18 protein-coding genes and 1 pseudogene are annotated in these 24,072 nt (G+C 68.3%); 11 read left to right on the top strand and 8 right to left on the bottom strand.

The genetic code is table 11. The annotated features are described in order from the left end of the window. Nucleotides 1-844: 844 nt before the first annotated feature. Entirely contained in the window at nt 845-1,249 is a 405-nt protein-coding gene (locus FOE67_RS01620; RefSeq protein WP_323384022.1) for a DUF6416 domain-containing protein, read from the bottom strand. Between the two features lie 157 nt (nt 1,250-1,406). Continuing rightward, nucleotides 1,407-1,967 (bottom strand): TetR/AcrR family transcriptional regulator, encoded by a 561-nt coding sequence (locus FOE67_RS01615; protein WP_228473454.1) that lies wholly within the window; start codon nt 1,965-1,967, stop codon nt 1,407-1,409. A gap of 55 nt (nt 1,968-2,022) precedes the next feature. Between FOE67_RS01615 and FOE67_RS01610 the strand changes: the two genes are divergently transcribed. After that, nucleotides 2,023-3,003, top strand: a complete 981-nt coding sequence (locus tag FOE67_RS01610; protein WP_194443855.1) for a DUF2867 domain-containing protein — start codon at nt 2,023-2,025, stop codon at nt 3,001-3,003. Between the two features lie 271 nt (nt 3,004-3,274). On the opposite strand, the gene FOE67_RS01605 is transcribed toward FOE67_RS01610, so the two are convergent. Then, entirely contained in the window at nt 3,275-5,017 is a 1,743-nt protein-coding gene (locus FOE67_RS01605) for an ATP-binding cassette domain-containing protein (protein WP_323384020.1), read from the bottom strand. Nucleotides 5,018-5,081: 64 nt separating this feature from the next. Then, nucleotides 5,082-6,800 (bottom strand): ABC transporter ATP-binding protein, encoded by a 1,719-nt coding sequence (locus FOE67_RS01600; protein WP_194443854.1) that lies wholly within the window; start codon nt 6,798-6,800, stop codon nt 5,082-5,084. A gap of 565 nt (nt 6,801-7,365) precedes the next feature. Here FOE67_RS01600 and FOE67_RS01595 point away from each other — a divergent pair. The 7 genes from FOE67_RS01595 (at nt 7,366) to FOE67_RS01565 (ending at nt 17,535) form a co-directional block, all read left to right on the top strand. Further along, the gene (locus tag FOE67_RS01595; RefSeq protein ID WP_323384018.1) at nt 7,366-8,376 is read left to right on the top strand and encodes an NAD-dependent epimerase/dehydratase family protein; all 1,011 of its coding nucleotides are present in this window, start codon (nt 7,366-7,368) and stop codon (nt 8,374-8,376) included. 4 nt (nt 8,377-8,380) lie between these two features. Beyond that, a complete protein-coding gene (asnB, locus tag FOE67_RS01590; protein WP_182659924.1) occupies nt 8,381-10,351 on the top strand; it encodes an asparagine synthase (glutamine-hydrolyzing) in 1,971 nt (656 codons plus the stop codon). Further along, the gene (locus tag FOE67_RS01585) at nt 10,341-11,552 is read left to right on the top strand and encodes a glycosyltransferase family protein (RefSeq protein ID WP_182659923.1); all 1,212 of its coding nucleotides are present in this window, start codon (nt 10,341-10,343) and stop codon (nt 11,550-11,552) included. The genes asnB and FOE67_RS01585 overlap by 11 nt, the downstream gene beginning before the upstream one ends. Continuing rightward, nucleotides 11,549-13,096, top strand: a complete 1,548-nt coding sequence (locus tag FOE67_RS01580; protein ID WP_182659922.1) for an asparagine synthetase B family protein — start codon at nt 11,549-11,551, stop codon at nt 13,094-13,096. The genes FOE67_RS01585 and FOE67_RS01580 overlap by 4 nt, the downstream gene beginning before the upstream one ends. Nucleotides 13,097-13,161: 65 nt before the next feature. Further along, nucleotides 13,162-14,676: a B12-binding domain-containing radical SAM protein gene (locus FOE67_RS01575; protein ID WP_182659921.1), complete on the top strand. Its 1,515-nt coding sequence runs from the start codon at nt 13,162-13,164 to the stop codon at nt 14,674-14,676. Nucleotides 14,677-14,725: 49 nt separating this feature from the next. Continuing rightward, nucleotides 14,726-15,943, top strand: coding sequence for a glycosyltransferase family protein (locus FOE67_RS01570; protein ID WP_323384016.1), 1,218 nt, complete (start codon nt 14,726-14,728; stop codon nt 15,941-15,943). Continuing rightward, nucleotides 15,940-17,535: a carbamoyltransferase C-terminal domain-containing protein gene (locus FOE67_RS01565; protein ID WP_182659920.1), complete on the top strand. Its 1,596-nt coding sequence runs from the start codon at nt 15,940-15,942 to the stop codon at nt 17,533-17,535. The genes FOE67_RS01570 and FOE67_RS01565 overlap by 4 nt, the downstream gene beginning before the upstream one ends. Before the next feature lie 30 nt (nt 17,536-17,565). Here FOE67_RS01565 and FOE67_RS01560 read toward each other — a convergent pair whose 3' ends face one another. The 4 genes from FOE67_RS01560 to FOE67_RS01545 form a co-directional block, all read right to left on the bottom strand. After that, nucleotides 17,566-18,396: a Moenomycin biosynthesis protein MoeN5 gene (locus tag FOE67_RS01560; protein ID WP_323384014.1), complete on the bottom strand. Its 831-nt coding sequence runs from the start codon at nt 18,394-18,396 to the stop codon at nt 17,566-17,568. Continuing rightward, entirely contained in the window at nt 18,393-19,238 is an 846-nt protein-coding gene (locus tag FOE67_RS01555; RefSeq protein ID WP_182659919.1) for a geranylgeranylglyceryl/heptaprenylglyceryl phosphate synthase, read from the bottom strand. The genes FOE67_RS01560 and FOE67_RS01555 overlap by 4 nt, the downstream gene beginning before the upstream one ends. 507 nt (nt 19,239-19,745) lie before the next feature. Further along, on the bottom strand, nt 19,746-20,426 hold the full coding sequence (locus tag FOE67_RS01550) for a hypothetical protein (protein ID WP_182659918.1): 681 nt from the start codon (nt 20,424-20,426) through the stop codon (nt 19,746-19,748). Continuing rightward, nucleotides 20,423-21,094, bottom strand: a complete 672-nt coding sequence (locus FOE67_RS01545) for an ATP-binding cassette domain-containing protein (RefSeq protein WP_182659917.1) — start codon at nt 21,092-21,094, stop codon at nt 20,423-20,425. Before FOE67_RS01545 ends, FOE67_RS01550 begins: the two co-directional genes overlap by 4 nt. A 702-nt stretch (nt 21,095-21,796) precedes the next feature. Between FOE67_RS01545 and FOE67_RS01540 the strand changes: the two genes are divergently transcribed. From FOE67_RS01540 to FOE67_RS01530, 3 genes and pseudogenes are all read left to right on the top strand, one after another. Beyond that, nucleotides 21,797-22,747: a glycosyltransferase family 2 protein gene (locus tag FOE67_RS01540; RefSeq protein ID WP_323384011.1), complete on the top strand. Its 951-nt coding sequence runs from the start codon at nt 21,797-21,799 to the stop codon at nt 22,745-22,747. A gap of 46 nt (nt 22,748-22,793) precedes the next feature. Beyond that, nucleotides 22,794-23,609 (top strand): glycosyltransferase family 2 protein, encoded by an 816-nt coding sequence (locus tag FOE67_RS01535; RefSeq protein ID WP_182659915.1) that lies wholly within the window; start codon nt 22,794-22,796, stop codon nt 23,607-23,609. 164 nt (nt 23,610-23,773) lie between these two features. Beyond that, a pseudogene (locus FOE67_RS01530) lies at nt 23,774-24,072 on the top strand (hypothetical protein); the annotation flags it as partial.

Raw genomic sequence — 24,072 nt, 5'->3', positions numbered from 1 at the left:
GCCCTGCCCACCCCGGAACACCTTCCTCGCACTGTCGGTACCCGGACGTACGCTTCCCGGCGAGGGGCTCGCGCCGGGGAGGGACCATGCGCAGCCCCTCCGACGACGGGTTCCGCGTCCACTGCGCCCGGTTCCGGGAGCGGGTTCCGGGTGGTGAGTCGGCGCAGGCGTGTGTAGTGGACGAGGGTGGCGGCCGAGCCGGGGAAGGCCGGGTGGTTGCGGGAACGTCACTCGTCGCGCCGGGACAGACGGCGATGGCCGGCTTGCCACGGCCGGGCCAATTCCTCCGGCAGACAGCCCGGATGGCGTCGGAAGGGGGCCGGAAGGGGGCCGTGAACAGCCGATGTGTGAGAACCGCCCGATTGGCCGTGATCGCCACACCCGGCTCCTGCCACCTACCCGGCACGATGCCTCAGCCGCTGTCACGCACCAACTCGTGAGGCCGGCCCCGGCGCAGGGCACCGACCCCACCCTGCCGGCCTACGTCGAGGGGAACCGAAGGGTCGTCCGTCAGCGGTGCGGATCCCCCAGGATTTTCCCGGGACCTCCGACTCCATCAACCGGCACGAGCACGAAACAACCGGAAGACCATTCGCACGGGTCGGTGACCGGAATCCTCTCATCGTGGCAGGTCACCGCACCGGCAGGCTCCTTCCGCGACATCTGATGCGGGGAGGCCACCGCACCCCTTCCGACCTGCGACGCGGCGGGTCGGGGCGGAGTGCGGCGGCCTCCCCGGGACGTCGGTCCCGTGGCCGGGCACCGGGTCACGGGACCGTCTGCGCCCGGGTGAAGATCGTGTAGATGGCGACGCAGTCCCGGGTCCCACGTGGATGGGAAAGACTCACCGGCTCAGCCGAGCGGCCAGGAACACCGCCGCCACCGAGGGGCGGACCGCGTACGTCGCCCCCGTGCTCCCCCGGGGGGCCTGCCACCAGTGGAACGGATATCGCCGCCCACTCCTGCCGCATGCCTTGTTCATCCCGGACAGCACACCCGCCACACGCGGTGCCGGGTCGCTTCCGTTCGGCCCGCCCAGGACCTCGTCCACCAGTTCCGTGCAGTGGACCATCCGACCGGGGGTGCGCAGCAGGTACTCGAACACCTGCCGGGCCTGCGGCGCGAGTTCGGCCAGGAACACCGCGGCGCGCTCCAGATCCTCGGGCCCCCACTCCGGAGCAACGGTGTGCCCCTCCCCGCCGGAGTGCTCATCCCATCGCGGATCCGTCTCGGTCGGATACGTCGTCACATCCGCCCCCCATCACGTCTTCGAGGGCCCTCATTCTGCCCCGCTCCGGACACGCCCGGGGTGTTTTCCGATGGCTCCCACCCCGTACACCGCTGCCCCGACCCGGCCCTCGGTCCCTCCTCACGTCTCCCCCGCCGGGACCGTGGCCCTCCGGCCATCACCTCAGGAGGCCGGCCAGAACGGTCTCCAGGTAACGCTCGGCCGCGGGGCCCCCGGGCAGGACCCGGGGGGCGGAGTGGGCCAGTTGGGCGTGGCCCAGATAGGTCGTGTAGGCGAGCAGGGCGCGGTGGCGCGCTTCTTCCTCCGAGTGCCCCAGGTCGGTGAACAGTTCCACCAGATACGCCAGTCGGCGCTCGGCCACCCGGTGGAGGGCCGCGGCGACCAGCGGATGGGCGGCGTCGGCGAGCAGCACCTGTTCGATGGGGTCCGGCCGATCGACCGCGGCCCTGAAGGTCAGTTCCATGATCCTGCGGACCCGCGCGCGTGGGTCGCTCTCCTCGTTGACGAGGAGGATCACCGCCTCGGTCTCCTGCTCCTCCCAGCGGGCGAGCGCCGCTTCGATCAGCGCCTCGCGGTTGGTGAAGTGCCAGTAGAAGCTGCCCTTGGTGGCGCCCAGCCGCGCCGCCAGGGGCTCCACCGCGACGGCCGCCAGTCCACCGCCCTCGCGAATCGCGGTGAGTGCCGCCTCGGCCCAGTCGTCCGCCTTGAGTCGAGCCATGCTCCGTACGGTACCGTATGGTCGAGGAACCATACGGTACCGTACGGAGGCTGCGATGCGCCCCATCCGAAAGATCCGCACCGTTCACAATGTTCATGAGCGCTCGATCGCGGCCCCGGCGGCCACCGTCGGCGCGCTGCTCGATCGACTGGCCGGCGAGGACGACCCCCTGTGGCCCGCCCCCGCCTGGCCGGCAATGCGTCTGGACCGCCCGCTCGCAGTGGGTGCCACCGGGGGCCACGGACCGATCCGCTACGCGGTCGAGGAGTACGAGCCCGGCCGCCGCGTCCGGTTCCGGTTCGAGCAACTGGGCGGCGGCTACCACGAGCTGACCGTGATCCCGCAGGGTGCGGACCGGTGCCTGCTGCGTCACGTCCTGGACGCCGCGACGCCGGGATGGGAGTTGATCACCTGGCCCCTGGCCGTGCGCTGGATGCACGACGCCGTGCTCGAAGAGCTGCTGGACAACGCCCAGCGCGCCGCCGGTGACGTGGTCACCCGGCCGGCGCGCCGGTCACCGTGGGTGCGACTGCTGCACCGGATGCTCTGGCCCCGGCCCCGGGCCGTCGACCCGCCCGCAGCGGCCGAACTGCTCCGGGGCGCCCCGGGCCGCGTGGATTTCATCGACGCCTGGCGGGTGGAGCTGCACCCGTTCATGCCGCGTGACCCGGAGTACTGGCGCCGGGAGTTCCTGCGTCCGCCGCCCGTGGTGCGCGGGTTGATGGCACTGCGACAGGTGTTCGTCGGCCTCCTCGGCATCGATCGCCACAGCCCGCGGGACGGGTTCCCGGTCCTCGCACGCAATGAGCACGAGCTCCTGGCCGGTACCGACGCCGAGCACCTGAACTTCCGGATCTCGTTGCTGGTCGCGGAGGGCGGGATGACGCTGACCACGGTCACCGAGCTGCACAACCGCCGGGGACGGCTGTATTTCGCCGTCGTACGGCGTTTTCATCCGTTCGTGGTCCGCGCGATGATGCGCCGGGCCCACCGCGCGACCGCGCTGCGCAGCACACCGGCGGCGCGCGTCGGGTAGCCGCGTTCGGTCGGGACGACCGCGGCCGCAGGAGGTGTCCCCGCGGGTGCGGGACCGACGAACGGCGGCGGGAGGCGAGCAGCAGGGGAGGGTCGGCCCCGCGCCCGCGGGGATGGTCCGCGACGCTGCTCGGGAGAGACCCCGGCCCCTCCGAGCCTCCCCTCGGTCGACTCGGAAAGGGCTCATCCTCCCGGGATGGAGGACATCCCAGCGCCGGGGGTGCCTGTCGGCTTCCGGGCCCCGCCGGTGGGGCCCGGAAGGAGTGGGACGGTCATCCGGATTCCTCGACCATCCGGGCCCCGCTCGGCGGGTCGGTCGCGGCATGGAGGCGGGCCATTTCGGCCGAGACGGCCATGACCTCCTCGTAGGTGCCCAGCGCCTCCACCCGGCCGGCGTCGAGCACCACGACACGATCGGCCGCCCTCAACAGCGCGGGCCGGTGGGAGACCGCGAGGACGGTCGCTGTCCCGTTGAGGAGGCCGTCCCACAACGACCGCTCGGTCGACGTGTCCAACGCGCTGGACACGTCGTCCATCACCAGGAGTTCCGGACGCCCGGCGAGCATGCGGGCGATGGCCACCCGCTGGATCTGCCCTCCGGAGAGCCGCAGACCGCGCGGTCCCACCACGGTGTCCGGCCCATCCGGCATGGCGGCCAGATCGGGTTCCAGCACCGCGAGGCGCACGGCCTCGTCGAAGGTCGCGTCGTCCCGACCCAGCAGGATGTTCTCCCGCAGTGTTCCGCTGAACAGACGCGGCACCTGCGGGGTGTAACCGAGGCGGGGCGCCGTCGGGGAGGAGGCCGGGTCCGAAATCGGTCGCCCGTTCCACAACACCTCTCCCCTCTCGGGTGGCAGCAGGCCGAGCACCGCCCGAAGGAGAGTGGTCTTACCGGAGCCCACCCGACCGGTGATCACGGTGACCGTGCCGGATTCCATGAGCAGGTCGACGTCCTCCACGCCACGGTGCGTCCCCGGGTGGTGGTAGGTCAGGCCGTGAACGGAGAGTCTTCGGGGTGAAGCGGTGGCTTTCCGGTCCGGCTCGGACCCGCCCCTGCCGCGGGGCGCCGGAACGGGGTGGGACGGAGGCGGACGGAGGCGCCCGCCGAGAAAGCCCGCGATCCGGCCGAGGGCGACCGAGACCCGTTGCAGACGCACCGACAACATTCCCATCGAGCCGAGGGCTTCGGTCAGGACCAGGAGGTAAAAGGCGAACAGGGCGAGGTCGCCGACCCCGAAGGTCCCCTCCCCCATGCGTCCGGCGATCAAGAGCAGCAACAGGCCGATCCCGATGGGGGCGGCGTTACCGATCACGGTGCGTTGAACGACGGCGTACAGTTCCTCCCGGACCGCTGCCCGGGCCCTGGCGGCGTTCAGTCGGGCCACGTGCGCGGATACTCGTGTCTCCGCAGTGGCCGCCCGCACCGCGCCCACGGCTCCGAACATCTCCCGTAGGGCCCCCGCCACCCTCCCGGAGGCGGCTCGGGTCTCGCGTCGGTGACGCAGGAATCGACTGTGGGCCACCGCTGTGACCAGGGCGAGGAGAAAGAGAAGGGACAACAGCGCCGCGGTGACCGTGACATCGATCCGCATCATCACGGTGATCGCCACGGCGACGAACAGCCAGTGGGCCAGATTCGTCGGTGCCCAGGCGACGAAGAAGCCCGTCTCCTCCACATCCTCACCGACGGTCCGCAGGGATTCCCCGGGAACCGTTCGGCTCGTCGCCCCCGGTTCGCTCAGGGCCGTTCCCAGGAGGGCTGACCGCAGGCGGGTCGTGGTGCCGTACTGAACCCGGGGTTCCAATCTGTTGATCATCACGCCGAATTGCAGAAATAATCGGGCGGCCTCCACCGCGGCCACCAGGGCGATGATCGCCCACACTCCTCCCTCCGCTCCCAGTTCATCGAAGAACCACTGGAACAACAATCCCACCGACAACGTTCCCACTCTGAGCAACATCCACAGACCGGTGAGGGCCCAGTAGGCCCGGGTCGAGCCGCGCAATACCGCCACGAGTCTCCCGAAAACCGATCTTCCGAGCTTTTCCCCACCCATCAAAAACTCTCTCCCCGAGGGCTCATCGAGCGGTTTCGACCGTCTTCAGGAGGTGGTGGAAGCGGGAATTCGGATCGAGGGAAAGAGTGATTCGTTCCCCCTGCTCGACCACCTCTCCCTCCTCCAGCACCAGGACCCGATCCACTTTCCGCAGCAGGTGCGGGCGGTGCTCCACGACAACGGCGGTGCGACTTTCGAGCAGCCGCTCCAGGGCGGGCATGATCAGGTGTTCGCTGTGCGGATCGAGCCGGGCGGTCGGCTCATCCATCAGGACCAGGCCGGGATCCCGCAGGAACACCCGAGCCAGGGAAAGCTGCTGTTCCTCACCCGCCGACATACCACGCGCCCCCGTGCCGAGTGCCGTGTCCAAACCGTCGGGCAGGGTTTGCAGCCAGGACGCGAGCCCTGCCTCGCCAAGGGCGGCGCGCAGCCGGTCATCGGATACCGAGGAATCGAAGAAGGTGAGGTTGTCGCGCACGGAGGCGTGAAAGACGTGTACGTCCTGGGTGACCAGGGCGACCCGTTCGCGCAATTCCCGAAGGTCCCCGGCGGTCACCTCCACCCCGCCCACCCGGATCACCCCCGAGACAGGAGGGTGCAAGCCGAAGAGGAGGCCCAGGACGGTTGATTTTCCGCTTCCGGTGCGTCCCATGATTCCGAGTCTTTCCCCGGAGGCCAGCGCGAAGGAAACGTTCCGCAACACCGGTTCATCCGGGTCGTGGTGGAAGGACACGCCATCGAAGCGGACGTCCGGTCGCTCCACCGGCGGCCGAGCGGCTCGCACCCGTGCTTCCGGTCGCGGGGCGGCCTTCGGCCCCAGCAGGTCCCGAAGGCGGTGAGCACTCGCCGCCGCGTCCTCCAGTTCGCGGAATCGTGTGGTGATGGCGAGAAGTGGACGACGGAGCAACATCGCGTAGAACAGTGCCGCGAAAGCCGTGCCGATGGAGAGCTCTCCCAGGGAGTGCAGCCATGCGCTGACCGCCAGAGCCAGGATCGTGCTGATGGCCGACAACCCCTGCACCGTCGCCGGCCACCGTACGGACACCCTGGCGGCGGCACGGGCCCGCCGGTACAGATCGGCTTGCCGGCGGTCGAGGTCCCTCAGGGTGGAGATCGTGGCCCCGTTCGCCCGGAGATCCTCCGCCGCGGCGAGCCGTTCCTCGAGGAATCCCTGAAGGTCCGCGGCGGCCCGCTGCCGTGCGGTCACGAAGGGCATGGCCCGTCCGACCAGGGTCCGCAACACCAGCAGGGTACCGAGCACGAAGGGGGCGAAGACCAGGGCCAGCCGCCACTCCAGGACGAAAAGCGCGAGGAGAACCCCCCCGAGCAACAGCACCTGGGCGACCATCTCCAGGAACAGGGCGGACATCACGGCGGTGAGTCGGGTGACATCCCCGTCCACCCGCTCCACGAGTTCCCCCGGCGGATGCCGCCGGTAGAAGTCCGGAGGGCGACTCAGACAGTGTTCGACGAGATCGGCGCGCAAGCGGTTGGTGCTGCGCCAGGCGACACGCGAGGACAGGGTCTCGGTCCCGACGGTGACCACCAGCAGGCCCACGGCAGCCGTCACGGACCAGACCGCCACGCCCAGCAGCGTCGTACGGGAGTCACCCGAGAGCGCGCCGTCGATGAATCCACGCAACAGGTAGGGAGCCACCAACTGGAGCCCTGTACCCAGCGGAATCAGCAGGGCGAGGAGGATCAGGACGGCTCGCTCGTCGCGCAGGTAGCGGAAGATCATGGAAAGTTCTCGCAATGGACCGCCGGTCACATGTCCTCCCCTGCTCCCCGGACGGCGAAGGTGTCAGCATAAAGTCCCGGGAGGTCCCGGGGAACGGCCTCCTCCTCGCCCCGGCCGCCGAAGCCCTCCGCTTCCGTCTCACGCCTCGGAAAACCGGTGGTCATACGGGTGGCGGCCTCTTGTTCCCGACACCGACCGGCGTGATGGAATTCGATCTTGCCGGGGTTTCGCGAGCCGGTGATCATTTCGCCATTCGTCCCGCGTCGAAGGCGATTCCGGTGTCCCAACGGGACCGGCACACCGGGTTTCCTCCGCGGACGGGTCATGTTTCGGACAGCAGTCCGACGCTCCCCGTTGAACGTGGTTCATCACGCTGTTAGGCTCTCCACGTCTCCACGCCCGGACATGTTTTCCCGAATCGAAACACCTGGTCCCCGCCTTCCGACCCGGCGTCGTTACCACGCGATCGGGCGGTTCCGCGATTTCGGCCACCCCGAACCGGGAACGGGAACGGAGTGCCACGCACCGCCTTGACCGACAGATTCAAACGAATCAAGGGGGATTTGTGTCGAGTGATACACGCGAAGCCGACCGGCCGGAGAGAATTTCCCTGGTCACCGGGGCGGCGGGCTTCATCGGCTCCCACCTCGTAAAAGAGTTGAGAAGTTCCGGTGAGAGGGTCATCGCACTGGACAGAAGGCCCTTACCGGGGGCAGATGATTTCCCTTCGTTACGGGGACCGCTTCGGGAGATACGCGGCGATCTCAATTCGCTTCCCCTGGTGGAGTATCTGAAGGGGGTCTCGGTGGTCTACCATCTCGCCGCCCTACCCGGGGTCCGTCCTTCCTGGGTCCGATTCTCCGAGTACCTGCAGTGCAACGTGCTGGCCACTCAGCGACTGTTGGATGCCTGCGTACGGGCCGGTGTACCGCGCGTGGTGGTGGCCTCCTCCTCCAGCGTGTACGGCGGTACCACGGGGGTGATGAGCGAGGACGACCTCCCCCGCCCCCTCTCCCCCTACGGAGTCACCAAACTCGCCGCCGAGCGATTGGCCCTCGCCTTCGCGGCCCGCGGGGACACGGCGCTCTCGGTGGGGGCGCTGAGGTTCTTCACCGTCTACGGCCCCGGCCAACGGCCGGACATGTTCATCTCCCGACTGATCCGGTCCACCCTCCGGAGCGAGCCGCTGGAGATCTACGGTGACGGGAGCCAGGTCCGCGATTTCACCCACGTATCGGACGTGGTACGAGCCCTGACGCTGGCGGGGGCGGCACGCGAGAAGGGCGGAACCGTCCTGAACATCGGCACGGGAAACACCGCGTCGGTCAATGAAGTCGTTTCCATGACCGCGGAGCTGACAGGGCTGCACCCCGCCGTCGAGTACGGTGCCGCGCGCGAGGGTGATGCCCCCTCCACCAGCGCCGATGTGAGTCGCGCCCGGAGCCGGCTGGGCTTCACCGCCCTGACCGGGCTGCGCGAAGGGCTCACCACCCAGATCGATTGGGCCAGGACATCGGGTCGGGCCGGAGTGGGCACCGTTCCGCTCGGTGGGGCGACTTCCTCACCCCGGGGGTGACCGCATGTGCGGTTACGTGGGATTCAGCGACATCGACGGAGAGCTGCAGCGGTCCCGGGCCACAGCCGAGCACATGCTGACAGCCCTGGCGCACCGGGGCCCGGACGGTGCGGGGTGGTGCCGCCACGGGGGCATCACCATGGCGCACTGTGCCCTGACCTTCGTCGACCCCGGGGGCGGTGCGCAGCCGTTCGTCTCCGCCTCGGGATCCACCGCTCTCGTCTTCAACGGGGAGATCTACAACCACGCCGAACTGCGCGACGAACTCCGGGCGGCGGGGGTCCGCCCCCGTGGCGGAAGCGATACCGAGGTACTCGTGGAATTGTACGAGTTACGGGGAATGCGCATGTTGGACCGACTGCGCGGGATGTACTCCTTCGTCCTGCACGACGCCCGCGACGACACCACCGTGCTGGTCCGTGACCCCATGGGGAAGAAGCCCCTCTACTACACCCGGGTGCCGGACGGCATAGCCTTCGCCTCCGAGCTCACCGCCTTGCTGCGGCACCCCTCGGCACCCACCGCTCCGGATATCGGCGCACTCGCCGATTATCTGGTACTCCGGGCTTTCTGCGCACCCGCCTCGGCGGTTTCGGGGGTGCGCAAGGTACGCCCCGGCACCTACGTGACCCATCGCCGGGGGAAGTTGACCGAAAGTGAATTCTGGCGGCCCCGTCTGGCTCCGGCCGGGGGTACACGGGGAGGACCGCGCCACCGGGAGGCCGCCGAGCGGTTCGAGGACCTCTTCCGCACCGCCGTCGCCCGTCGGGTGACCAGCACCGACCGGCGACTCGGGGTACTGCTCAGCGGGGGATTGGACTCCAGCGCGGTGGCCGCGGTGGCCCGGGAGCTCCATCCCGATCGCACGTTGCCCACCTTCGGCGCGGCTTTCGAGCATCCGGACTTCGACGAGAGCGCGCACGCACGAAAGGTGGCGCGTCATCTGGGCACCGAACACCATGTGGTGAGGATTACCGGAGGTGATCTCGCGGGTGTGGTGGAGTCCGAATTCGCCGCACTCGACGAGCCCCTGGCCGACCCGTCGCTGCTTCCCACCCGCCTGGTGTGTCGGGCCGCCCGCGAACATGTGCGGGGCGTGCTCACCGGGGACGGCGCGGACGAGCTTCTGTTGGGTTATCGCTACTTCCAGGCCGAACGGGCGATCGAGCTCCTCACCCGTGTCCTGCCCCCCCACCGGTTGGAGGGACTCCTCCGGCTGCTGATCCGTCGACTCCCGACCCGTTCCGGCAATCTGCCCGTGACGGCGGCTCTCGGTCTCCTGGCACGGGGGATGAAAGCGGCCCCGGAACATCGCTTCCATCTCTCGACGGCACCGTTCGGCCCGGGTGAGCTGGCACGAGTACTGACTCCCGAGGCCCGTGCCGAAAGCATCGGCCGCGATCCCTTCGCCGAGGTGGCCCGACTGCTGGGGGGCCAACCCGACCTGACCGGTGTCCAGCGCGGTCAGATCGGCGTGGTGGCCCACTTCCTGCGGGACGTGATCCTGACCAAGACGGACCGGGGCGGCATGCGCAGCGCTCTCGAACTGCGGTCCCCCTTCCTCGACCTGGATCTGGTCGAATACGGAAATTCCCTGCCCGTCGCCCTGAAACTGCGTGGCCTCACCGGAAAATACCTGCTGCGCGAGGTCGCCGCCGAATGGTTGCCCCGTTCCATCGTCCGGAGAACGAAGCTGGGGTTCCGGGTCCCGTTGGCGGACCTGCTCCGCGGTGAACTGCGCCAGTTGCTGGGCGACACTCTTTCGCCGACCGCCCTGCGGGCGGGCGGCCTCTTCGACGCCGGCGCGGTAGGGCTGCTGATCGAGGACCACCTCACCGGTCGTCGGGATACCTCCGGCAAGTTGTGGGCGCTGCTGGTGCACCAACTCTGGCTCGGGAATCTCACGACCGGACGTCGCGCCATCAATGTCCCCGCCCGACCGGCCCTGACCCGGGAGACCCACAGTGACCACTGATCGCCCCGGCATTCGTGTTCTTTCCCCCAGGACCTGGGGGGAATTCGGCAACTACCTGGCCGCCACCCGTTTCTCCCGCGTGCTGCGGAGCGTGGTGGACGCCGAGGTGACCCTCATGGAGGTGGAACCGATCCTGCCCTGGGTCGGGGAGGTGGGTGGGGAGATACGCTCCATCTCGCTCGACAGCCCCGATGCCACAGTGCGCAACCGGCGGTACATGGCGCTGATGGACCGTCTCCGGGAACGCTTTCCGGAGGGGTTCGAGAACAACCCCACCCCCGCCCAGCGGGCCGACATCGACCCTCTCGCCCGGCATCTGCGGACCGCCGCGCCGGACGTGGTCGTCGGCACCAAGGGATTCGTGGCCAGGTTGTGCGTGGCGGCCGTGGGGATGGCGGGCCTCCGTACCCGTGTGATCAGCCATGTGACCAACCCCGGGCTGCTGGAGCTGCCCCTGCACCGCAGCCGGTACCCGGACCTGACGCTCGTCGGTTTCCCCCGGGCGCGGGAACGGCTGTTGGCGACCGTCGGTGGGGATCCCGATCGGATCGCGGTGGTGGGTCCCCTGGTCGCCCAACACGATTTGCGGGACTTCATGACCGATGAGTCGGCCGCCTCCGGGACGGACTCCTGGAAGGACACCGGGGGGCCCGACCGACCACGGGTGATCGTCTTCTCCAACCGAGGTGGGGAGACATATCCCCGCCTGATTCGACACCTCGCCGGTCGACACCCCGGAATCGATCTGGTGTTCGTGGGCTACGGGGATCCCGACCTCGCCCGCCGTACCGCGGCCGAGGCGGTGGGGTGTGACCACTGGCGGTTCCACAGCGTCCTCACCCAGAGCCAGTACTTCGATTACATCCGACACGCCTCCCGGTCCCGGTACGGACTGCTCATCTCGAAGGCGGGCCCCAACACCACGCTCGAAGCGGCCCACTTCGGCATTCCGGTTCTGATGCTCGACTCGGGGCTGCCCATGGAACGGTGGGTACCGGGATTGATCCACGAGGAGGGATTGGGGCGTGCGTGCGCCGATCCCGAGGACCTCCTGCGCACCGCCGACGAGTGGCTCTCCCGGCCGTCGGTGATCGAGGCACACAAGAAATCCACCATGGCGTTCGCGGATTCCGTGCTGGACCAGGAAGCGGTGGCCGAGAGGATCGGAGCAGCCGTGCGTCCGCTGCTGGTCGACCGATGAACGTGCGTCGTTCGTCCGGTGGGGCACCCCGGATCCATCTCCTCGGGGGGCGGGACGGGGTGCGGATGGAGGGCGACGGGGAGGTGCGTCTGGGTCACCCCCTGTCCGGTGATCACCTGGACTCCGGTCCCCCGGCCGACGGTGTCTTCGCCGGCTGGTCCTGGGACGGCGAGCGCCTGGTGGTTCGCAACGACCGCTACGGCATCTGTCCCGTGTACTACAGGTCCGGGAACAACTCGCTGGCCGTCTCCCCCGACCCGCTGGCGCTGTTGCCGCTCGATCGCTCGGCCGAACCGGACCATGACGCGATGGCGGTTTTCGTACGGCTGGGTTTCTTTCTCGGAGAGGACACCTGTTTCGGGGGGATCCGTGCCCTGCCCCCGGCCGCGACCCTGGTGATGGACGCCCGGGGGATGCGGCTGCGGTCCCGCGGACCGGCGGCGGTCGAGCCGACCGCCATGACCGGGACCCGGGCGGTGGACGGCCTCATCGAATTCTTCCGGGAGTCGGTGGCCCGGCGGCTCCCGGACGAACCGTACGAGTTCCCGCTCAGCGGAGGACGGGATTCCCGACACATCCTGCTGGAACTGTGCCGTCGGGGGATCCCGCCCCGACGGTGTGTCAGCGGTTCAAAATTTCCTCCCGACCCGGGGGCCGACGCGCAGGTGGCGGGGGTACTCGCCGATCGGCTCGGGCTGGCGCACACGGTGATCCCGCGCCCCCGTTCCCAGTTCCGGGCGGACCTCGTCGCCCTGCCGGCGCAGGGCCTGGGAACGCTGGAAGGAGCGTGGGCCCTCCCGGTTCTGGATCACCTGGGGCGCCACAGCCGTGTGTCGTACGACGGGGTGGGCGGGGAGCAGGCCCAACACCCGAATGTCGGGTTCATCCGGGAGAATCCCTACGACCGGGCCGATCTCCCCGGCCTGGCCGAGCGACTGCTGTCCGCCGGGCGGACCGGCCCCCATGTGGACCGCCTGCTCGGGCCCCGGCTGGGTGCCCTGTGGAGCAGGGACCGGGCCCGGAGGCGTCTTGTCACCGAATTGGCCCGGCACGCCCACAGCGCCTCGCCCCTCACCTCTTTCTTCTTCTGGAACCGGACCCGACGGGCCGTCGCGCCGACCCCGTTCACCCTCGGGGACCCGAGGCTCCTGACCCACACCCCCTACCTCGACCACGACCTGTTCGACCATCTCGCCGCGGTGCCGCATCGCATCCTCGTCGACGGCACGCTCCACGACCGGGCGCTGCACAAGGCCTTCCCCCGCTACGCCGGGATCGGTTTCGCCTCCTCCACGCCCCAACTGCGCGGTCCGGTGCTGGTGGCCCACCGGCTGGCGTACCTTCTCCGGCTTCTCGGACACACCCTGCGGAGAAAGAACTGGCGGCACAGTCCGAACCGTCTCCCGCAGCGTCTGCTGGCCGCCGGCAGGGGGCCCGGAGCGGCGCAACGGGTCAGTCGGCTGCAACCACTGGCGCTTCACCTGCTGCTGCTCGAGGAACTCCTCACCCCCGGCTCCGGTCGCGGGCCCGGGAGGACACCGTAGGCGAGCCATCACCTGCCCGACCACCCCACCACACCCCGGCCCCGGGGTCCGAAGGAGCGGATCGTATGCGAAAGGCATTACCCGTCATCGGTACGGGAACGCCGGCGGGAAAGATATCGGGGGGTTGCGGTACCGCGACCCCCTCCCCGGAACGCCCGGCGCTGCCCCGGTGGCGCAAGCGCAAACTGCGGATCGCGTTGGTCCGGCATCACGATCTGTGCCTGAACACACGACAGATCGCACGGGTCCAGAAGCGGGCGGGTGTGCTGCCGCACCTGGGACTGGGGTACATCCACACCGCCCTCAAATCCGCCGGATTCCACGACGTCGTCCAGATCGACACCCCCGCTCTGGGCTTGGACAGCGAGGGGCTGCGCTCCCTGCTCACCGATTTCGGACCCGATCTGGTCGGGGTGAGTACCACGACCCCCGGCCTCCCTGGCGCCATCGAGGCGTGCAGTGCGGCCAAGAGCACGGGGGCCAGGGTCATCCTGGGCGGACCGCACACCGAGGTCTACTCGCACGAGAACCTCGTGCACGATTCCATCGACTACATAGGTGTCGGTGAGGGCATCACGATCATGCCGGAACTGGCCGAAGCGCTGGAACGGGGCGAGGAGCCGGAAGGCATTCGAGGACTTGTCACCCGGAAGCACCACGGCGGCGCCGCGCCCATGGTCAACCTGGAGGATGTCGGTTGGCCGGAGCGGTCGGGACTTCCCATGGACCGTTATTACTCGATCATGGCACCCCGGCCGTTCGCCACCATGATCTCCAGCCGGGGCTGCCCCTTCAAGTGCAGTTTCTGCTTCAAACAGGCCGTGGACAAGAAATCCATGTATCGGACCCCGGAGGACGTCGTCGGGGAGATGGTGGAACTCAAGGAACGATGGGGGGTGAAGGAGATCATGTTCTACGACGATGTCTTCACTCTCCACCGAGGTCGGGTGAGGGAAATCTGCGAACTCATCGGAAAAATTGACCTCAAGGTCCGCTGGGAGGCACCCACCCGGGTCGACCTCGTCCCGGAACCCCTGCTGAAGGCGATGGCCGGAGCGGGTTGCGTGCGTTTGCGCTTCGGGATAGAGCACGGCGATTCCGAAATTCTCGACCGAATGCGCAAGGAGAGTGACATCGGCAAGATCGAACGGGCCGTCACCTCCGCCCACGAGGCCGGCATCAAGGGATTCGGGTATTTCATCGTCGGGTGGCTCGACGAGAGTCGGGAGCAGTTCCGCCGCACCGTCGATCTGGCCTGCCGCCTGCCGCTCGACTACGCCAGTTTCTACACCGCAACCCCTCTTCCCGGCACCCCACTGCACACGGAAGCCGTGGCGGCCGGCCGGATACCGGCCGATTACTGGGACCGTTTCGTGCGGGGTGAGTTCGACAGCCGAATCGGCTATCTGGTGCCCGATGCCCAGGAACGTGCCCAAAAGGCGTATCGCTCCTTCTTCATGCGTCGTTCCATGATCAAGCCACTGCTGTCCCATATGGCGGGGACCGGTCAATGGCGCAACACCCTGGACGGCCTGCGCAGTTTGCACCGATCGACCTCCAACACCGACCGTGACTTCTGAACCCACGCCCCCGGCCGCTTCCCGACCCCCCCGGGCACCGGGATCGCCGGTGGAACTCAACATCCCGCTGCCCCCCCGGAGACGACGCACGGGCGAGGCACGGGTGACCCATCACGTGCGGACCACCATGGCGCGCGGATTCCGACCCCCGGAATCCTGGGAGGTCCCCATCCGACACATTCTGCCGGATTCGCCGGTCGACGGAACCCGACGACCGGAGGAAGCGGCGAACGCGCTGCGCGGGGGCGCCCCGCCGGACATCGCCCTGGTTCTGCCGACCTGTGTTTCGCGACTCCCGGCGGAACGCCAGCGGGAGGTGTTTCGTTCCCTGCTGTCCCGGGTGGCCGAGGTCCTGCGGGACCATCCCCGAACCCCCGTGGTGCTGTTCATCGGAATGCAGTGGTCGTCGGCCCACGAAGAGGAGGAGGGGATACGTCGACTGCGCCTCTTCGTCCGGGATGCGCGGGAACGCCTTCCCGACCTTCGGGTCTGTGGATTGTCGCTGCCCGGCCCCGGCAAGCCACGAACCCTGAACGGTGCCATAGCGGTGGCCGAAGTGCTGGGCTGTTCCGGCGTGGGATGGGTGGACGACGACGTGGTTCCCGAGGAGAACTGCCTCTCGCGCCTGGTTCGGGACTTCCTCGCGGGCGGCCGACGGGGCGCGGTGGGGGCCACGAAGATCCCCCACGTCCACGAGTTCGCCGCATCGAAATTGCTGTCGCGCGCCAAGGCCATCGCCGCACCCGCCATGAACTATCCGCATGGTTGCTGCGTTCTCGTGGCCACCGATGTGGTGGCCGGTGGAATGCCCGGTCGATACATCTCCGACGACGGTTACATCTGTTTCCGGCTGCTGGATCCCCGTCTCCCCGATCCCCTGGCCCACTTGCGACTGGTCCCGGATGCCCGATGCCACTACTACGTCGCGGGGCCGACGGGCGAAACCCGCCGCAGAATCCGCCGACTGCTCCTCAACCACCTCGTCGACCTGGCCGACTGGCCCCTACCGGTCGCCCGCCACTACTTCCGCCACGTGCTGTTCGGCGGCATGTGGCCGCTGACCGGTTTCGACTCCTCCCGCGGTCGCCGCCACGGAGCGAAGAAGGCGCTCATCAAATGGCTCTACTTCGCCTGGTTCGCGGGCATCGGAGGCGAACTGTACCTGCGGGGTCTCACCGGCAGACCGCTGCGCCGCATCGAGTGGGCGCCGTATTCCGAGGTCCGCGGCCCCGCTCCGTTTTCCTCGACATCCCGGGAGATTCGATGAAGGTGCTCTCGCTCCACTCCGCCGGCCACGACACGGGGGTGGCCTACTTCGAGGAGGGGCGCCTGGTCTTCGCGATCGAGACCGAGCGGCTCACCCGGGTCAAGCACGATCACCGTTCCGGGATCGCCCTGCGGCACGTGCTCGCCCAGGAGGGTGTGGACGCCGACGGGATCGAACTGGTGGCCGTGAGTACTCCGATTCGTGACGGGCTGCTCCGGATCCCCGATCCGGAGCGAACCATGCGGCACATCAATGCCGGTGCCCCGCACCATCGGACCGTCTGCGAGATGTTGGGCCGCCGAGTGGAGTGTGTGGTGGTCACCCACGAGGTTTCCCACGCCGCCCTCGCCGCGCACTACGCGGGGTGGGAGGAGGGCACCGTCGTCCTGGTCAACGAAGGACGGGGCCAGCTCACCCGCAGTTCGCTGTTCCGTGTGAGCGGGGGTGTCCTGGAGTGGGTGGAGAAGGATCCCCTGCCCTGGTACGGCAACGGCTTCGGGTGGACGGCGATCGGTCATCTCCTCGGCTTCGACCGCAGTCCCGGTGTCGCCGGAAAGGTGATGGCCATGGGCGGTTACGGTCAACCCGACGCCCGCATACGCGAGCGATTGCTGGCGGTGCCCCGGGATGTGATGAACGATCGGGAGCTGGCCGACCGCGTGTACGCCGACCTTGTCGCCCAACCCGGCTTCGGCTCCGACTTCGAGACCGCGTCGCATCTGGTGGCCACCTTCCAGGAGATGTTCACCGATGCCGTTCGGGACGTACTCGATCGGCACGTGTCGGACACCGGGGCGGTGGCCCTCGGTGGAGGATGTGCCCTCAACATCGTGGCGAACTCCGCGTTGAGAAAGGCGTACGGCAGGGAGATCGCCATTCCCCCGGCCTGCGGGGACGCGGGACATCTCGCCGGTGCCGGGATCTACGCACTGACCCACGTGGTGGGCACGGGAGCCGAACCGTTCGAGGTCTACGGCAACGGCGGACCCGAGTCCCTCCGGACGATCCGGGAGACGATGGAGAGCACAGGGCTGCGCCCCCTCCCCTACGACGGAGCCGCCGTCGCCGCGGTGCTGGCGGAGGGGGGTGTGGTCTCCATGTTCGAAGGCCGCGCGGAACTGGGGCCGCGGGCCCTGGGCCACCGGTCGTTGCTGGGGAATCCCGCCGCCCCCGGAATGCGCAAACGGCTGAGCGAGGATCTCAAACGGCGCGAATGGTTCCGCCCCCTGGGTGCGGTGATGCGCGAGGATCGCTTCGCCCGGTGGTATCCGGACGAAGCACCGTCTCCCCACATGCTCTTCGAATACCCCGTCCCGGAGGACAGAATTCCCGAGGCCCGGCACGTCAACGGCACCTGTCGTATCCAGACGCTGGGTCCCGGCCGGGCCCGGCTGCACGACCTGCTCCTGGAATTCGAGAAGGCCAGCGGTGTGCCGGCGCTCATCAACACCTCTCTCAACGGACCGGGCAAGCCGATCGCCCAGACGACCCGGGATGTGCTGGACGATTTCGCGCACACGGACATCGACGTGTTCGTGTTCGATGGCCTGATGGCCTATGGAGGCAAAACGGCGGAGCGAAGAGACGGGTGACCGGGACACGGGGCCCCGGCCACCGGTCGGTCACCTCCGCGAGTGTCGTGGGAGCAGGCGGTTCGACACGTCGTCGGTGTAGAGGTGGATCACGGGGACCAGCGCCGGTGCGGCCGGGCGCGCCCCCACCGCGGCCAGGGCAGCACCGCGCAGTTCCTCCAACATGTCCCGCACCTCCCGCTCCGGAACCTCCCCCGTTCGCATCAAATGGGCGAGGTTGCCCTCCCGCTCGCCGTGACGCTCGTAGTCGGTCAGGTCGTCGGCCATGGTGATGATCATGGCGAAAGCCTCCGCGAAACGGCGCACCGCTCCCGCGGGATCCCCGACATCCCCACAGGCCACCGCCAGGTCCCCGTAACGCCCGAGGAAGGCGGCACCGTAGGTGCTCGCATGGTCGCGCCACTCCTCCAGGTTCCTCGCCCGCGACCGTTTGGTGCGGATCTGTCCCGCACCGAGGTGAACGGCGTCCCGTTCCAGGATGTCCGTCACCGCTCCGGGATCCCGGGCGAGGGACTGGAGTTCGTGCAGCGCCCGCAGGTGCAGGCGCATTCCCACGCAGGCGAGTTCGACGCGGTCGAGCCCCGTGTCGTCGTCCATCAGGTCGTCGAGGAGCTTCATGGAGACGATGTCCAGGGCCAGGGCACGGGAAATCGCGGCACGTCGACGCGGATCGACCGTCCACTCGGTGAGGAAATGCGGCACCCGGAGGTACAACCGGAGAGCGGCGGTGTGGGCCACGAGTTCCGCGGACCCCTCGCACCCGGCGACCAGACGGGTGACGTGGTCGCGGTTGGCGCTTTCGGCGGCGAGCATGGACTCCGTGTACCCGGGTGACAACGGCGGGGACGCCGCGGCCGTCACCGGGTGGCTCCCGAGGGAGCCGGAACGGTCGAGTGCCCGGCGCAGATCTCGGCCAGGGTCGTTCGCCAGTCCGGCCGCTCCAGGGCGCCGGCGAATCCCACGTAGTCGGCCCCGTGAGCGAGGTATTCGGCGACCTGCCGGCCGGACCGCACGTTGCCGCTGACGAAGAGTATCTGTCCGGCGTCGAGTCGTTCACGGAAGTACCGCACCACCTCGGGGGGCACCCGATCGTTGCGCGAATACAGGTACACCAGGTGGAAACCGAAGGACCGGGCGATCCCGATGTATCGGTCGATCTCCTCGGTGGAAACGGTGCCGACCGGAACGGTTCCGAGCAGATCCCCGGTCCGGTGGTCCTCTCCGAAGGTGAGGGCAACGGTGAGCAGCATTTCCGGCCACTCCTCCCCCGAGGTCCCACCCGGAAAGGATTCCATCGTCTCCAGGAGACTCTTCCACACGAAATAGTCGTTCTCCGACCCCAGCAGTGCGGGCAACAGCACCGCGTCCGCTCCACCGACCATCGGAAAACCTTTTCCCCTGCGCGGCGGGAAGTGAAGCAGCACCGGCGATGCGGCAACCTTTTTCACCGCCTCGACATAAGGAGTCATGTGGGATTCGAAGGAATCGTAGTCGGTACTGGCCAGAATAATGGCCGCCACGCCCAGACGGGTCAGTTCTCTTGTTTTCTCAACCGCTTCTCCCAGCGGAACCTTGAACGGGTCGATGATGTGGACGGGCCCCGGTGGGTGCTCCCGGAGTCGGTCCAGTACCCGTCCCGCCCGCCAAAGCGTCGGCGCCTTCGGGTTCTCCTCGTGGCCACTCGGCCGGGATAAGGAATTCATGGCGTCTTCCCCTTGTCTTCCGGTCGTGCCGGGCGACGACATCCGGGGCGCGTCACCCGCTCGGAGGGATGTACGGGGCAACTTCGTCTCGCGGACCGGAGTCGATCTCGTGCCGGAGTCGACCGTTCCGGGATCGGGAGACAGCGAAATCACGCGACCGCGGTTTCCCGCCGCGGGGGTTTTCCACCACCCTGGCGGTGGCCGTCCCGCCGGAAAGAGGAGATGCAACCGGAAACCGTGGCCGATTCCCGAAATACCGGAAGGAATTCGCTTCGAATTCCTTCCGGTCCGGGTCGTCCATCACGAACAACTCACCGACGGTTATCACGAATCGCCGGAGGGGCCGTCACGTAACGGAGCAGGCACCGATGCTACACCCGTTGCCATCCGGGGACCAGACAAGGGGAGAGGGAATCGGAGATTCTCCGTCGCCGGGTCCGGGGACCCGGCCGGACGCGTCGACGCCGGGAGGGACGCAAGCGGCATCGGGAAGTACGCGCGAAACATTCACACGAATCGAAGATGTCGCCTGCGTCGCAGGCGAAACGCCATGACGGAACCGGTTGCCGACATCAGCAGAACCGTCACCCCGACGGCGTGGGTCGTACCGGCGGCGAAAGATCCGTCACCGGGCCCGTCCACCGCGTAGGTGAGGATTTCCCGGGTGGACCAGAAAGGAAGAACTTTGGCGGAATCCTTGGCCGGATCCACCACCATCTGCGCTCCGATGACGGAGATCAGCAGCAGGGCTCCCTCCATGTCACGCGGCACCACCGCCCCCAGCAACAAGCCGAGTGGCGCCGCCACCAGCGCCGTGATCAGCAGTGCCGCCACCACGGCCCGCGGGCTTCGCACGTCCTGGCCCACCAGGATGATCACCGCGTAGACGACGGCGACCCCCGTACCGGCCGCGAGCAGGGCCAGCAGGCGTCCCAGGAACAGTTGGAGCGGCCGAAAACCGGAAAGAGCCAACAACGGTTCGATCTCCCGCCCCCCGACCGAGGAGAAAAGAGCCGCGGCACTGACCGCGAATCCCACCCCGAGGGTGGCGAACCTTATCGCCTGCCCCGTTTCCTCGTACCGTCCGAGGTAGAAGACCAGGGGAACCACGAGGAGAAGGCCCAGTACGGCACGACGCCTCAACAACTCGCGCAGGGTCATCCCCGCCATTCGCACAACGGCCGTCATTGGTGCCGCCTCCCCTTCTCCGGGGTGAGATCGAGCACCCGGTCCACCTGATCGAGCTGGTTGAGCATATGGGTCACGACCACCACGGCCTTCCCTGCCTCCCGCCACGACCACACGCTCCGCCAGAAATCCACGTAGGAGCCGTGGTCGAATCCCTGGTAGGGCTCGTCGAGCAACAGAAGATCAGGGTCACCCAGCGCCGAGAGAACCACGTTCAATTTTTGACGGACGCCACCGGAAAGATCCTTCACGAGAACTTTTCCGGAGATCTCCCAATCGAGCTCACCGGCGAGTTTCCGACCCCTGCGATCGGCCTCCTCGAAATTCAGCCCTCGACCGGTACCGAAGAGGGAAAAATGCTCTTCCGGGGTGAGGAAGCCCATCACCCCGGCATTCTGCGGACAGTACCCGAGACTGCCCGCCACCATAACCCTTCCCTTGTCCGGGGACAGGAGACCCGCACAGATCTTGAGCATGGTCGACTTACCGGCACCGTTGCTGCCCACAATCGCGGCCACCTCCCCCTCGCGTACGACGAGGTCGACACCGTTCAACACGCGCCGGCGTTTGTAACGCTTCACGATTCCACGCGCTTCCAGGACAACCCTGCGATCGACGGAACCGGCACCGTCGACAACTCCTTGTGGGGAGCCGACGGAATCATCCATTGCTCTCACCTTTCCACTGAGAATACGAATTGGTGGCCTCGTGGTTCCATCCGTCGGAATCCATGAATGCACCGGATCCGTGCCCGGTCGCCCCGGGCGTGGCCCAGCCTGCCACATCCCGCACACCGAGCCGCGGGAGCCCGGGACACCCACGGTGTTCGGGCTCCACGTCCGCTTCCCGATCGGGATACCTGGAGGTGATGGTGTGAAACCCGCGCAGAGGACACCCCTTGTTTCGGCCATGTACCACCCGCAGCGGGCATCTGCCTTGTGGGACGGTCGCGGTGCCGGCTAGCGTACCGAACCGGCCGATATACCAACCATCGGTGTGCCACCCCCTTCCCGATCCCCCTCCGTGCCCCGGCACCGGAATAACGGAGGGGGTGGTTCCGCCACGGCGAAGGAAATTCATTCGTATCGCTGAAGGAGGCGTGGGTGCCCGAGGGGAAAACGGATCACCGTCTGTGGTGGCAGCGGGCCGCCGCCCGGGGGTTCGCCCCACCACCTCACCCCACGACCCCGTTCATCCTGGTGACGGGAGGGGAGTCGACCGGGGACGTTCACGGCCGAATGCCCGGGCCCGGGGCCCCCGGGGACCCCGCACCGCACCTCGACGGACCGGTGGTGTCCACTCCCGCGGGTGGTCTCGGGGTGCTTCTCCCCACCTATGTGGGGAGGTGTGACGCTCAAACGCACCAACAGGTGCTCCACCACCTGTTGGACGCCCTGGGAGAGGTTCGGGAAGGCCACCCCGACCTGCCGATAACCCTCTGGGTGGGTATGCAGTACGGCCCGGGGGAGAACGAGGAGGCACTGCGCAGACTGCGGCGGCTGGTCGCACTGGCACCGGCGGAGCGGGACTTCGTCACGATCGGCATGGCGCTTCCGGGCCCGGGGAAACTCCGCACGGTGAGCACCGTCCTGGGGCTCTCCGCGAACGCGGGTCACGTGGGATGGATATGGACCGACGACGACATCCGGTTCGGTCCCGGCTGCCTCGTCCGATTGGTCTCCCGGTTCCGGGAGCGCGGGTACCGGGGAACGGTCGGAGCCCATTCCGTGGCGCTCCCCGCCGGTACGCCGGCCTCGCGAACCATGGAGCGGGTCGCCGAGGTCACGGCTCCACCGAGAGCCTGTCCGGCGGCGGCCTGCCTGATCGTCGCCCCGGATGTCCTCGGCACCGGCATCCCGGCCAGACGCCTGACCGATGACGGATACGTGGTCTTCGAACTGATCGCACCCGGGGCGGCCGATCCCCTGCACGACCTGGAGGTACTGCCCGGGGCACGGATCAGTTTCTACCGGGTCGGTCGTACCCACGACACGTTCCAACGGCTGCGGCGCTCCCTCCACAGCCACGTCACCTGTGTCGCGGACTATCCCTGGCCCACATCCAGGATCTACCTGCGGCAGATCCTCTTCCACGGCCTGTGGCCGCTCGCGTCCTGGGACAACAGCCGCGGCCCGGTCCACGGGGCCCGGCGGTGGATGGTCAAGTCCCTGCATTTCGCCTGGTTCTGCCGGGTGACGGTCACGCTGATGGCGCGGGGCGCGGTGGGCCGTCCGCTGCGCCATGTGGCGTGGGGTGACGAGGGGGGGTTCCGCAGCCCCGGCACCCGGGAGCCCGTCGGGGGAGGATCCCCCGACCGCTGAACACCGACACGAGGTCGTCCGAACCGGCCGCCCGAAAGGAGATCCGATGGGGACAGCAGGACGCACCACCCCCACGGTCACCGTCATCCTGCCCCACTACGCCTGCCCCGAGTACCTGGGGGCGGCCGTGGGCTCGGTGTTGTCCCAGGACCGTCCGGATCTGCGTCTGGTGGTGGTGGACGACGCCACCCCCGACCGGGACTGGCTCACCGCTTTGCGTCCGTACTCCGGGGACGAACGGCTGATCGTGCTCCGCACCTCCGAGAACGTCGGTCATCTGCGTATCAAGAACAAGGTGCTGGAATCGGTGGACACCCCCTATGTGGCCTTCCAGGACGCCGACGACATCAGCCTGCCGGCCCGGCTCGGCCATCAACTCGCCCTCCTGGAAAGGGACGGGGCCGATCTGGTGGGCTGCGCCTACGAGTACATCGACCAGGCCGGACGCACGACGGGCCACCGCCGTATGCCGCGCAACGGCAACCTGTGGATGCGCCTGGGGCGGTCGACCGTGTTGCTGCACCCGTCCTCCGTGGTACGGCGCACGGTGCTGGAGAGGCTCGGGGGTTTCGACGGTACCGCCCGACTGGGCGCGGACACCGATTTCCACCTGCGGGCCGCGCGCCTGTACCGCCTGCGCAGCGTGCGCAAGGTTCTCTACCGGTACCGGATACGGCCCGATTCCCTGACCGGAGCCCCGGAAACGGGGTTCGGGTCCGCGGCCCGACGTTCCTACACCGAGACCATGAACTCGCTGGAAACGCGCAGGCGCCGGGCCCGCACCAGGGAGGAGCTGCTGCCCCTGCTGGTGGCTCCGCCGAACGACATCGACTTCGCCCTGACCCCCGTCGACCTCGGCTGAAACCGCGCCGGAGGAGTGGAGTGGAGGACACGTCGACGGCGACGCCCACGGGCACCGGCCTTCCCTCCGTGGCGGTGGTGGTGGTGGCTCCGGACGGGCGGTGCGCATCCGCCCTGGGAGGTCTTCTCACCCAAAGGGGTGTACGTCCCGCCTCGATCACCCTCGTGACCGCGGAGGTCACCGAGGACGAAAATCTCGTCGATCCGTTGATCCGTACCGTCCGATGTGACCGCGCGGACCTCGATGCGACCTGCGTCGAGGTCACGCGGCAAGCCGAGGCCGAGTACGTCGCCTTCCTGCGTGGTGAGGACGCACCGCTGCCCGATTGGTTGTGGCATCTCTCGCGGGCGACCCGTGTCCACCACGGTGGTGGGGCCGCTCTGGTGCAGTGCGGCGCCCTGCTGGTGGGCGATGACGACCTCGTGGAGGGGATCGAGGTCCCTCCCTCCTGTCTCTTAGGCAC

The sequence above is a fragment of the Streptomyces calidiresistens genome, assembly GCF_014141525.1.
Classification (GTDB): Bacteria; Actinomycetota; Actinomycetes; order Streptomycetales; family Streptomycetaceae; genus Streptomyces; species Streptomyces calidiresistens.
Note: the sequence above shows the minus strand (reverse complement) of the source record. Positions and strands in the feature narration are given on the sequence as shown.